8 protein-coding genes are annotated in these 12,292 nt (G+C 61.3%); 4 read left to right on the plus strand and 4 right to left on the minus strand.

Annotation, left to right across the window (positions count from 1 at the left end; all coding sequences use genetic code 11):
* Positions 1-46 precede the first annotated feature (46 nt).
* On the plus strand, positions 47-982 hold the full coding sequence (prmB, locus tag IU367_RS10285) for a 50S ribosomal protein L3 N(5)-glutamine methyltransferase (protein WP_274454224.1): 936 nt from the start codon (positions 47-49) through the stop codon (positions 980-982).
* A 16-nt stretch (positions 983-998) separates the two neighbouring features.
* On the plus strand, positions 999-2,087 hold the full coding sequence (gene aroC, locus IU367_RS10290; RefSeq protein ID WP_043555824.1) for a chorismate synthase: 1,089 nt from the start codon (positions 999-1,001) through the stop codon (positions 2,085-2,087).
* Between the two features lie 118 nt (positions 2,088-2,205).
* Here the strand turns inward: aroC and IU367_RS10295 are convergent, their stop codons facing one another.
* A complete protein-coding gene (locus tag IU367_RS10295) occupies positions 2,206-3,051 on the minus strand; it encodes a substrate-binding periplasmic protein (RefSeq protein WP_274454225.1) in 846 nt (281 codons plus the stop codon).
* A 322-nt stretch (positions 3,052-3,373) separates the two neighbouring features.
* On the opposite strand from IU367_RS10295, the gene IU367_RS10300 reads away from it, so the two are divergent.
* On the plus strand, positions 3,374-4,777 hold the full coding sequence (locus IU367_RS10300) for a DEAD/DEAH box helicase (RefSeq protein ID WP_274454226.1): 1,404 nt from the start codon (positions 3,374-3,376) through the stop codon (positions 4,775-4,777).
* 141 nt (positions 4,778-4,918) lie between these two features.
* Here the strand turns inward: IU367_RS10300 and IU367_RS10305 are convergent, their stop codons facing one another.
* Positions 4,919-5,851, minus strand: coding sequence for a LysR family transcriptional regulator (locus IU367_RS10305; RefSeq protein ID WP_274454227.1), 933 nt, complete (start codon positions 5,849-5,851; stop codon positions 4,919-4,921).
* A gap of 523 nt (positions 5,852-6,374) precedes the next feature.
* Here IU367_RS10305 and IU367_RS10310 point away from each other — a divergent pair.
* Positions 6,375-9,476, plus strand: coding sequence for an MGH1-like glycoside hydrolase domain-containing protein (locus IU367_RS10310; protein WP_337999348.1), 3,102 nt, complete (start codon positions 6,375-6,377; stop codon positions 9,474-9,476).
* Positions 9,477-9,594: 118 nt separating this feature from the next.
* On the opposite strand, the gene IU367_RS10315 is transcribed toward IU367_RS10310, so the two are convergent.
* Both IU367_RS10315 and cra read right to left on the minus strand, forming a co-directional pair.
* Positions 9,595-10,788, minus strand: coding sequence for an aromatic amino acid transport family protein (locus tag IU367_RS10315; RefSeq protein WP_098984003.1), 1,194 nt, complete (start codon positions 10,786-10,788; stop codon positions 9,595-9,597).
* 302 nt (positions 10,789-11,090) lie between these two features.
* Positions 11,091-12,077 (minus strand): catabolite repressor/activator, encoded by a 987-nt coding sequence (cra, locus tag IU367_RS10320; protein WP_274454229.1) that lies wholly within the window; start codon positions 12,075-12,077, stop codon positions 11,091-11,093.
* Positions 12,078-12,292 lie beyond the last annotated feature (215 nt).

A 12,292-nucleotide genomic window follows, 5' to 3' on the forward strand; every position in this document is an offset into this window, starting at 1 on the left:
CTATATAGGTTTCTCGGGCCGGATATTACTCGACTTGGAGGTGGATTTGGACAAGATATTTATCGATGAGGTGGTTGCCGAGATGCACACCATCCAGGACATGTTGCGCTGGGCCATGAGTCGTTTCAACGACGCCGGGATCTTCTACGGACATGGTACCGACAACGCCTGGGATGAGGCCGTGCAGCTGGTACTGCCCGCGCTACATCTGCCGCCGGACGCGGATCCGGGCATGCGCCACTCCCGTCTGACCACCAGCGAGCGTCATCGCATCGCCGAGCTCATCATTCGCCGCGTGCAGGAACGCGTGCCGGCCGCCTACCTGACCAACAAGGCCTGGTATGCCGGTTGGGAGTTCTACGTGGACGAGCGGGTGCTGATCCCGCGCTCTCCCATCGCCGAGATGGTGGCCAACCGCTTCGCCCCCTTCCTCAAGCATGAGCCGACCCGGATCATGGATCTCTGTACCGGTTCCGGTTGCATCGCCATCATCATGGCCCACGAATTCCCGGGTGCGGAAGTGGACGCCATCGACATCAGCGTGGATGCGCTGAACGTGGCCGAGCGCAACATCACCGATCACGGTCTGGAGCAGCAGGTCATTCCGATCCGCTCCGATCTGATGCGCGATCTGCCCGCCGGTGACAAGTACGATCTCATCGTCTCCAACCCGCCCTATGTGGACTCCGAAGACATGTCGGACTTGCCGGAGGAGTTTCGTCACGAGCCGGAACTGGCGCTGGCCTCCGGCTCGGACGGCCTCAAGCTCACCAAGCGCCTGCTGGCCAATGCCGCCGACTTCCTCAAGGATGACGGCGTGCTGGTGGTCGAGGTGGGCAACAGCATGATCCACCTGGAAGCCCAGTTCCCGGAAGTGCCCTTTACCTGGGTCGAGTTCGAGAACGGTGGTCACGGCGTGTTCGTGATGACCAGGGCCGAGCTGGAGCAATACCGGGACCATTTCGCGATTTACAAGAGCTAAGCAGCAAGGAGCACCCATGGCAGGGAACAGTTTTGGCCAACTCTTTCGGGTCACCACCTTTGGCGAGAGCCACGGCCTGGCGCTGGGCGCCGTGGTCGACGGCTGTCCGCCCGGGCTCGAGATAAGCGAAGCGGATCTGCAGGGAGATCTGGATCGGCGCAAGCCTGGCACCTCCCGTTACACCACGCCACGCCGTGAACCGGATGAGGTGAAGATCCTCTCCGGGGTGTTCGAGGGCAAGACCACGGGCACCTCCATCGGGCTGCTCATCGAGAATACCGATCAGCGCTCCAAGGATTACTCCGACATCAAGGATGTGTTCCGCCCGGGCCATGCCGATTACACCTACCACCAGAAATATGGTCAGCGGGATTATCGGGGCGGTGGTCGCTCCTCCGCCCGTGAGACCGCCATGCGGGTGGCGGCGGGCGCCATCGCCAAGAAGTACCTCAAGCAGATGCACGGCATCGAGATCACCGGCTTCCTCTCCCAGCTCGGCCCCATCAAGGCCGAGGCGTTCGACGCGGCGCAGATTGAGCAGAACCCCTTCTTTTTCCCCGATGCGGGCAAGCTGGAGGCGCTCGATCAGTACATGCGTGACCTGAAAAAAGAGGGCAACAGTGTCGGTGCCAAGGTACAGGTCATTGCCAGCAAGGTGCCGGTGGGCCTCGGCGAGCCGGTGTTCGACCGGCTCGATGCCGACATAGCCCACGCCATGATGGGTATCAATGCCGTGAAAGGGGTGGAGATAGGCGACGGCTTTGCCGTGGTGGAGCAAAAAGGCTCCGAACATCGCGACGAGATGACCCCGGCCGGCTTTGCCAGCAACCATGCGGGTGGCATTCTGGGCGGGATTTCGTCCGGTCAGGATATCGTGGTGAGCATGGCGCTCAAACCCACCTCCAGCATCACAGTGCCGGGCAAGACCATCAATACCGAGGGCGAGGCTATCGAGATGATCACCAAGGGTCGTCACGATCCTTGTGTCGGCATCCGCGCCGTGCCCATCGCCGAAGCCATGCTGGCGCTGGTGTTGATGGATCACCTGCTGCGCCATCGTGCCCAGAATCAGGGCGTGCTGACCCATACGCCCCAGTTGCGCTGATCGGCCTGCCTACCCCGCCAACTGATCGAGCGGTGGCGCAGAAAAATACCGCAATGGCGCAGTCACAGGCAGCGCAAAAAGGCGACCCCAGGGTCGCCTTTTTTATGGATCTCGCCGCCTAGGGCTGACGGGTCTGGGCCGTGTCTGGTCGGGGCGCGGCTTCCTCCCCCTCTGGATTGTCAAACCGGCATGGAGGCGGGGCAAAGCCGCTGCCGGGCGAGGGGAGGGCGGCGATGGCATCATTGACCCGGGCGAGCTCTGCCTCGCTCACCGCCTCTTTGGCAAACATCAGGCTGACCGGCTGATGGTGCAGCAACAACTGGCAGCGGATGAAGCCGTCCGCCCCCAGCTGTTGCAGCCGATAGCGCGCGTATTGCCACTCCATGATGACCCCATCCAGGCGACGAGCCAGCAGCAGTTCGATCAACCTGTCGTCGGTGTTGTAGTCGTTGGCGCCCTTGAGGGCTTGGCAGTGTGCCATCCGCTGGGTGGGGAGGGTGCCACGCAGCTTGCCCAGATGCAGTTGCGTCTGCTGGCACAGGGCGGGGAGGCTCTGTATGTCTTGCCAGGGATCGGCATGGCCCGGAATGGGGTTGTGGCTCAGCAGCACGAAGGTACTGCGCCGATAGGGGGCCGAGAAGCGGGCGAACTCGCGCCGATCCGGGGTATCGAGCGCTCCCATGGCCAGATCCAGCTGTTGCTGCTTGATCAGGTGCAGGGCACGGGCCCAGGGCAGGTTGCGAAAGCGCGCCTCCAGCCCGGCCTGGCTCAGGATCTGGCGGGTCAGGGTCACATCCAGCCCATCCAGCGAGCCTTGAGGGTTGATGTAGCTAAAGGGCGGCCAGTGGCCCCAGGCTACCGACAGCCTGGTCTTGGCCCCGAGCGGCAGGCTCAGCCCCAGTGCCAGCAGCAGCAGGCCTGCCTGACGCCAGCGACGACACTTGCTTGTGATATGTGCAGCCATGAGCCTGAACCTCCTTGTTCGGGGACTGAAATGATGGTCGTCTGTTGCTGGCATCAAGCATAGCCTGATTCGAATGAGTTCTGAGGCAGGATCTGCGAGCGGGAAGGTGACCCACTTTTTCGGTTCGCGCTGGGATGAACATCACATTTCTCTCGTTTATCCACGGCAACTCCGTTAGACTGCGCCTCTATTCTTTCCCCTTTGCTCTGCTCCCCGGGGAAATCGTTGTTTTCTCAATAGGCCCAGAACTTGTGAGATGGCATCGGCTCAGCAGAGGAGCCCCACCACAAATCCCCGGCGCCACTATCCCTAGCAGGTAATTATGAGTTTTTCTTCCCTCGGTCTGGCCGAACCCTTGTTGCGTGCCGTTGCCGAGCAAGGCTACGACACCCCGTCTCCCATTCAGCTGCAAGCGATCCCCGCCGTTCTGGCTGGCCGCGACCTGATGGCGGCGGCCCAAACAGGGACCGGCAAGACCGCAGGCTTTACCCTGCCGATGCTGCAGCGTCTGATGGAGAGCAAGCGTAAAGTTTCTCCCAACCGGATCCGCGCCCTGGTACTGACCCCGACTCGTGAGCTGGCCGCCCAGGTGGGCGAGAGCGTGCGCAACTACGGCAAACATCTGCCGATGCGCAGCCACGTGGTCTTCGGCGGTGTCAGCATCAACCCGCAGATGATGGCGACTCGCCGTGGTCTGGACGTGCTGGTTGCCTGCCCGGGCCGCCTGATGGACCTCTACAACCAGAACGCCGTCAAGTTCGACGAAGTCGAGATCCTGGTGTTGGACGAAGCGGACCGCATGCTCGACATGGGCTTCATCCGCGACATCCGCAAGATCCTGGCCCTGATGCCCAAGCAGCGTCAGAACCTGCTCTTCTCCGCGACCTTCGCCGACGAAATTCGCGAGCTGGCCACCGGCCTGCTCAACAACCCGGCCGTGATCGAAGTGGCGCCGCGCAACAGCACGGCCGAGCGTATCGAGCAGCTGGTTCACCCGTGCGACAAGGCCAACAAGATCGGTCTGCTGAGCCATCTGGTCACCAGCAACGACTGGCAGCAGGTGCTGGTGTTCACCCGTACCAAGCACATGGCCAACCGTGTTGCCGAGACCCTCGACAAGAACGGCGTCAGCGCCGCCGCCATCCACGGCAACAAGAGCCAGGGTGCCCGTACCCGTGCCCTGGCCGGTTTCAAGGAAGGTAGCGTCAAGGTGCTGGTGGCGACCGACATCGCCGCCCGCGGTCTGGACATCGACAAGTTGCCGCAAGTGGTCAACTTCGAGCTGCCCAACGTGGCGGAAGACTATGTACACCGTATCGGTCGTACCGGTCGTGCCGGTGCCGCCGGTCACGCCATCTCCCTGGTCGCGGCCGATGAAGGCAAGCTTATCAAGGCCATCGAGCGTCTGACCAAGCAGAACATCCCGTGCGAGCAGGTGGCCGGTTTCGAAGCCTCCCGTGAAACCCTGGACAACATTGCCCGTGGTATAGGCGCGCCCCTGCGCAAAGAGCCCCGTGATCCGAGCGAGCAGCGCCGTACGCCGCCGCGTCCGCAGGGTCAGGGCCAGCGTCAGGGCGCCGGTCGCTCCGCCAATGGCGGCAACGCCGGCGGTGCCCGCACCGGTAACAGTGGCAAGCCCAAGCCGCAGGGCGGACAGCGTCCGGCCGATGGCGCCGGCAAACCGGCCCAGGCCCGTCGCCCCCGTCGCGCTACCCACAACCAGTAAGCGGCTGGGGACTGTCATCCCCGCCCACTCGGTTGAAATAAAAAGCCCCGCCAATCCGGCAGGGCTTTTTTATGTCTGTCGTTCACCGCCATCCCCGGTGGCTGGGGTTGCCGCCCAGGGTAGAGAGAGCCTATCCAGGTTTCAGCAGCTGGCAATCAAGTTGTCATGCTTGCTGACTTGCGTCTGGATCTGTTGGCACAGGGTGTGAATATGGGGCTCATCCATTTTCTCACGAGAAATATAGATGCCGATAACCCCTTTGTTATATTCCTCATCCATGTCGAGCGGGACTATGCCGAATTGGGCGAAATAACTCGCCATGCTGCCTGGATAGGGCATGACGGCATTGCTGGTATTTGCCATGTCAATACCGGCCATCAGCGAATTGCAGGTATAAATTATTTTGTCATTGAGCTGCATAGCTGCCTGATCTTGCTTTTTTCTTGCCAGGTCCTCGACCAGGTGAAGATATTTCGGCTCATCCGTGGTGATCAACAGGCTGGGGTAATTTACCAGTTCCTGCTTGCTGCATACTTTCCTCAGGAGGGGATGCCCGGCCCTGACAAATATGGCATCGCTGGAGGTAAATAACGGGATGAATATCAGGCTGTAATGTTTATCCAGACCATGGATCTCATGTCCCAGAAACAGGTCGATATGATTGCCAAGGAGCAGATCCAATAGCCGCAGGTGATTGCCGACCTCGATATTGATGGCACAGGATGGATTGGCTGCTCGATAGTGCAGAGTGACAGGTTGCAGCACATGCTGCCACCAGGCATGGCCGGTACCCACTCTCAGTGGCAGGGCCGCTCGCTCGCGAAGAATGGCGAGCCGCCTGAGGGTATCATCATAGATCCGCTGCATCACGCGGGCTTGTGTCAGCAGCAGCTCCCCGGCGGCGGTCAGCGTCACGCCGCCGGCGTGCCTGATCAGCAGGGTCGTGCCCAGGCTCTCTTCGAGTTTCTTCATGTTGTGGGTCAGCGTCGGTTGGCTCAGCCCCATATGTCTGGCTGCCAGACTCACACTCTTGTGGGTCGCGACCTCGATGAATTGTCTTAGATGTTTGTCCACGGAAAACGGCGTCCGTTCAGGGTCAGGCGGAGCGCAACGCTAGTGCAAGCATGCGAGACTGTCAATCGCCACCGTATCGCCAGAAATGGTTTTTATGTGTGTCTCTTCACGTTGTTTTCCATTCGTTTTGGCCGGCAATAGCGCCATTTTAGTGCGTACGATCACGCAATTTCATGCCGTTATAGAGCACATCTATCTCGCCAGTCAGCTCATCTATGTTTCCTTCCTGGCATGCGGGTGTAAGCTGTGAAAACAATTTTTATTGTTGTCATTCAAATAACAAAAAATAAAGTAACGAAGGGAATATATGAAAATAAATCCATTGGCTTTATCCGTGGCATTATTATGCGGCGGCGTCATCTTGTCCGGCTGTAACGATAACGGCTCATCTTCCAATAATGACAAAACGGTCAAACCAGAGGTGAAGGTCCCCTGGGATTTCGATCTCTATCTGGTCGGGGAATTCAGCGGCTGGGATCGTGCGGACAAATTCAAGCTGGTCTTCAAAGATGGGGTCTATCGGTTGGATAACCTGAAGATGAATTCAGGCATGTCACCCTTCAAGGTAGGGGGGCCGGAGTGGACCAAATATCCCGATTTTTCTGCCGACAGCCGCAAAGAGACCAGTATTTTTCCCGAACAGCGTTACCCCATGTATTACCAGAATAACGGCCAGAACAACCGTCTGGTCGTGACCGAAAAAGGGCTGCTCGATATTCAGGTCAAGGTGATCAATGCCGATCTGGCGGCGCCCGTCATCGAATTTGTCATGGTGCGTGATGACCCCAATTACGGCGAGAGCCTCTACCTGAAGGGCGTAGATGGCAACCTCGAACCTCTCTTGCAGATGGTTTATCAGGGTGACAAGCGCTATGTAGTGGTCGCCAAGCTGACCCCGGGGGAGCACAAGATAAAGATGGCGTCCGCGCAGGATGGGATCGGCTTTGCGCCTGGCGGCGCCATCTCATTGAATGAGAACGTCAGGATGCAGCGTTGTGACAGCGGCTGCCAGCTGGCGTCCCTGTCGGTGTCGCAGGCGGGATATTACAAGTTTGTCCTCGATGCGAGTCAGGATGAGCAGGCTCCCTGGCTGTTGGTCAGTGCGGCGACCGACGAGGATCTTGGCATGATCAACCCTCATGAAGGGCATGATCTTATCGAGAAGCTGGAGTACCAGACCCATAAACCCGGGGTCAAGGAGGTGGCCACCTTCTCGGTCAAGCAGGTCGGGGCCGACTATCGTGACTATGCCCAGTCGACGACCCAGGAGTTGCGGGATCCGGGGGATAGCTTCACCACGTATCAGGAGCAGGCCGATCTGCCCCGACTGCGCTCGGGCGACATGGTGTTTGACGCCCTGTTTGCGCTGGCGATGCACGAGATGCGGCAAAACAGCGTGGCCCAGGTCAAGGATGGCAGTTACGGCGGCGGTCAGGCGATCCCCTGTGACTGCTTCGAAACCGGTGCCAAGTGGCATTATGTCTGGACGCGGGATCTCTCCTACGCCACCGATCTGGGGCTGGGGGTCCTGGATCCGCAACGGGCGCGAAACTCCTTGCAGTTCAAGCTCTCCGATTTCAGAGCCGAGCTGAAGCAGGGCCTCGACGGCCTGATCCCGCAGGGACGCCAGATCATCCAGGATACGGGGACGGGGGGCAGCTGGCCCATCAGCACAGACCGCATGGGCTGGGCGCTGGCGGCCGAGCAGGTGCTGGCGGCCTTGCCTGCCGGGGAGCGCAGTGCCTTCCTGCCCGAGGCGTTCGAGGGGTTGCGCAATACCATAGAGAGCGATCGCCTGGCGGCCTTCGATAAGGGCGATGGCCTCTATGGCGGGGAGCAATCCTTCCTCGACTGGCGTGATCAGACCTATGCCAAGTGGATCACCGCAGACATAGCCCACATCGGCATGAGCAAGTCCCTCTCCACCAACGTGCTCCATTATCAGGGGTTGAGGCTGGCGGCGCGTCTGGCCACCGAGCTGGGCCAGGATGAACTGGTGACCCGCTACAGCCAATGGGCGGCCGAGCTCAAGCAGGCCATCAATCACGGCTTCTGGCTGGCGGATGAGAAGATGTATGCCAGCCTGATCAACACCAATACGGATCCGAGCCCGGCCTACAAGTTCGACCTGCTCGGGGAGTCCCTTGCCATACTGGCGGGCATTGCCGATGAGGAGCAGGCCAGAGAGATCGTCAGCCGTTATCCCATGGGGCCTTATGGCGCCCCGGTTTATTTCCCGCAGCAGCCCGACATGCCGGTCTACCATAACCGCGCCATCTGGCCCTTTGTCTCCGCCTATGGGCTGAAAGCCGCCGCCAGGGTGCAGAACGTGGCCGTGGCCGACCGCCATGTCGACTCCCTGATGCGCGGGGCCGCGCTCAACCTCTCCAACATGGAGAACCTGGAGTGGCTCTCCGGTCAGCCCTCCCTGATGGATCTGACCCATCCCGACCTGACGGGCCCGGTTATCAACTCTCAGCGCCAGCTCTGGTCCGTGGGTGGCTATCTTGGCATGGTGACCAGCACACTATTCGGTTACCACATTGAGGAGCAGGGGATCCGGGTCTCGCCCTTCGTCACCGCGCACCTGCACAAGCTGATGGGGGCCAAGCCGGAAGCGGCGCTCAAGGGGCTGAACTACCGCGGCAAGCAGATCGAGATCAAGTTGCTGCTCCCCGACGTCGGGGAGGGGGGCAGTTACTACCCGGTGCGGGGCATCACGCTCAATGGCGCCCCCGTGGGTGAGCTGATCACCGAGGAGATGCTGGCGGCCAGCAACCTGATCGAGGTCCAGCTGGGCGCCGGGGTGGCCGATGAACAGGGGATCCGCCTGATCGAGGACGTGGCGCCGCTGGATGTGGAGAACCGCAAGGTGTTCGCCCCGACCGAGCCCACCCTATCGGGAGTCACCGAGCAAGGGGGCAAGCTAGTCGTCGCCTTGCAAGACAGCGTCAACCAGGGGGCGCTCAGCTACAACATCTATCGGGATGGCAAGCTGGTGGCCACCGGGCTGGATGCGGCGAGGGATTGGGTCGACAATCTGGCGCCGCAACCGGGCATGGCCTATTGCTACAGCGCGGAGGCCATCTACCCCGAGTCTGGCAACCGCTCCCATCACGCCAAGCCTGTGTGCTACCAGCCCGAGCTCCAGCGCATCGCGGTCGATGCCGACGCGGTCTCGCATAGTGGCACCCTCACGGCGGCCGATGCGGCCATTCCCGTGCCCTATCTGAAGGATTGGGGCCGCCCGGAAGATACCCTGCTGGTGCGGGGCGTCACCCTGGATGGCAAGCGTGCCATTCGCCTGCAATACAGCAATGCCCAGCACGCCATCAACCTGGGGGTGACCAACGGGGTGAAACGGGTATCCGTGCTCAGCAATGGCAAGGTGGTCGCGAGCGGCATGGTGCAGATGCCCCACGTGATGCAGGATGGCGACCTCAAGCCGCTGCGCGACTCTACCCCCGTCATCGTCTCGGTGCAGGCGGGGCAGTACGACATCCAGGTGAGTGACTTCTATAACATGAGCTATCTGAAAGCGAACGCGACCTACAACGATGCCGGTGGGCAGGGCGGAGCGGTCAACCTGATCGACCTGGCCGGCATCACAGTCTCGGCTCGTTAAGCCGCAGTCGCAGAGCAGCCCTAAGCCTGTGGCTTAGGGCTGTCTCCATGGATGCTGCCCAATGAAAAGCCCCGCCAGATTGGCGGGGCTTTTCATTGGTATGAGAGGAGCGGGACGCTTACAGCGCGGGCAAGTAGCCGAGGCTGACACTGACCTGCACGCCCACGATCAGCACCCCCATGGCGCCGGCCAGACCCAGGGCCAGCACGCCGCCCGGGGCGCGGTAGTGGTGCGCCTCGGCCCGTTTGCGGCTCTGCCACACCAGGGTCACCGGCAGCAGCACCGCCAGCACCGCCAGCGCGATGGCCGCGTAACCCAGCGCCATGATGAAGCCCTGCGGGAAGTAGAGAGCAAACAGCAGGGGCGGCACGAAGGTGATGAGGCCGGTCTGGCTGCGGCCCTGCCAGTTGTCCTTGCGGCGGGTCACCTTGGCCATGAAGTCAAACAGCCCCAGCGTCACCCCGAGGAAGGAGGTGGCGAGCGCCAGATCGGCGAACAGATGCATCGCCTGATTGAAGGCGGGCCAGCTGACCAGATTGCCGACGCTGGCCAAGAGGCTGTCGAGCGCGCCGCCGGTCTGGATCAGGGTCTGTTGACCGAGCAGCCCCAGGATGGCCACCTGCCACAGCACGTAGAGGATGAGCGGCAAGGCCGAGCCCCACACGAACACCCGGCGCAGCCGCTTGGGGCAATCGCCCAGGTAGAGCATGACGCTCGGGATGGAGCCGTGGAAGCCGAACGAGGTGAAGATCACCGGCAGCCCTGCCAGCAGCAAACCCTGGCCGAGTGGCATGGAGAGCAGGTGCTGCCCCTCGGCGCGCGGCAGCAGCAGCGCCAGCACCCCCACCATGATCACCAATTTGACGGTGAACATCAGCCGGTTGAGGTAATCCACCTGCTTGGTACCAACGCAGACCATGCCGCCAAACAGCAGGGTAAAGGCCCAGGCCGCCTGCTCCTGGCTGAGGGTCATGCCCGCATCGGCCAGTGCCTGGGCCAGCAGGCTGCTGCCGCCGCTGATGTAGGCGGAGGCCAGCGAGTAGAACAGCATCAGGATGCAGAAGGAGGCGATGCGCTTGCCCCAGGGGCCGAGCAGGTGATCCGCCAGCTGGTGCAGGTACCACTTGCCGGTATTGAGGCTGGCTTCCACCTGCAACATGGCGGTGAAGGCCATCAGGGCCCAGAGCCCGACCATCAGCAGCAGAGTAGCGGGTCCGCCGAGGGAAGAGGAGGCCAGCGGCAGGGCCAGCATGCCGGCGCCTATGGTGGTGCCGGCAATCAACAGGGTACAACCCAGGGTCTTGGTGTTCATGGTGTCCATCCAGATCGAGAAACTGCGTATTCAAAAAAGAGTGCCAGTGGCTGTGCTGGCAAGGCGCCTCCGGGGTCAGGACCGGAGGCTAGCGATATCGGAGTGGACGCATCGTTACGAAAAACCTGCGGGTTGTAAAAGATGGTTGCCACGTTAACGGATCAAAATAGTGGAAACAAGCCTGTAAAGGCGGATTTTGTACTGGAAGGTGGCAATAGGTGGAAATAAAAGATGACAGAAAGGGGCGTTGACTGGTGGAAAAACGCGCCGGCGTGGAGAGCGTCGACGCGTGAAGGGAGATGTCAGCGGCGACGCTTGAGGGTCCGGCTCACGTAGTGCAGCCCGCACAGGTATTCGCCGTTGATCGCCTTGAGGGCGAGCTCCAGTGCCTGGCTGGCCAGGGCATCGTGCTGCTGGGGCAGGGAGTTGATGCCAAAGGGGAGGAAGTCGAGCAGGCGATCGTCCCCGAAGGTGGCCATGGCGAGCCGGTTCATGTCGGTCTCCTGCTCCAGCAGGTAGTCCAGCACCCCTTCCATCAATATGTAGGAGGTGGCGACCAGAGCCTCGGGCAACTGGCCGAGTCGCTGGTGCAACTCCTTGATCAGGCGATAGCCCTCGGCGCGGGAGAAGTGGGCCCCCTCGCACAGATGGCGCGTGGCGTTGTGGCTGGCGACGGCCTGCTCGAAGCCCGCTTTTCGCTCCTGGCTGATCGTGAGCACCGGCAGCGCGGTGATCAAGGCAATATGCTTGAGCGCCGGGGTGAGCAGGGAGGCGGTGAGATCAAAGCTCGCCTTCTGGTTTTCACTGGCGACGGTCACGAACTTGTCGGCGGCCATGGCCCGGTCGATGGCCAGCACATGGATGCCGCGCGCCTGTTGGCGCGGATAGAAGGGATCGTCCGGTGGCAGGCAGCTGGCCACCAGCAGGGCATCCACATGACGGCTGGCCAGCATCTCGGCCAGCTCCTTCTCTGTGGCCGGTTCATCTTCCGAGCAGACGATCAGCAGCTGATAGCCCTGGGCCCGGGCACCCTGTTCGAGGCGCTTGGCGAGCTTGGCGTAACTGGCGTTCTCAAGGTCGGGCAGGATAAAGCCGAGGGTCTTGGTCTGGCCGCCGCGCAGGGAGGCGGCGCGGCTGTCCGGCTGGTAGTTGTGGGCCGTGACCACGGCCATCACCTTGTCACGGGTCGCCTGACTGATGCGGTACTGATCGGCCTTGCCATTGATCACATAGCTGGCCGTGGTGCGCGAGACACCGGCGAGGGCGGCGATTTCATCCAGTTTCATCATATTGGCTCTGTTTGAGTTGCAAGGCCCACGGTCACTGCCAGGTGAGGGCACCGAAAAGTGTGCGCGGGATCATATCATTGAAAAGCACTCTTTGTGGGTACTTGATCAATTGGCTGAAACGATTCAGTCTGAGTGTAAGTGAAACGATTCAGCTTGTCAGCAGACAATCGATGACCGGGGATGAAAACCCCGGCGGCTCCCGAAGGGATGCAATC

It is taken from the genome of Aeromonas bestiarum, assembly GCF_028751155.1.
Taxonomy (GTDB): domain Bacteria; phylum Pseudomonadota; class Gammaproteobacteria; order Enterobacterales; family Aeromonadaceae; genus Aeromonas; species Aeromonas bestiarum.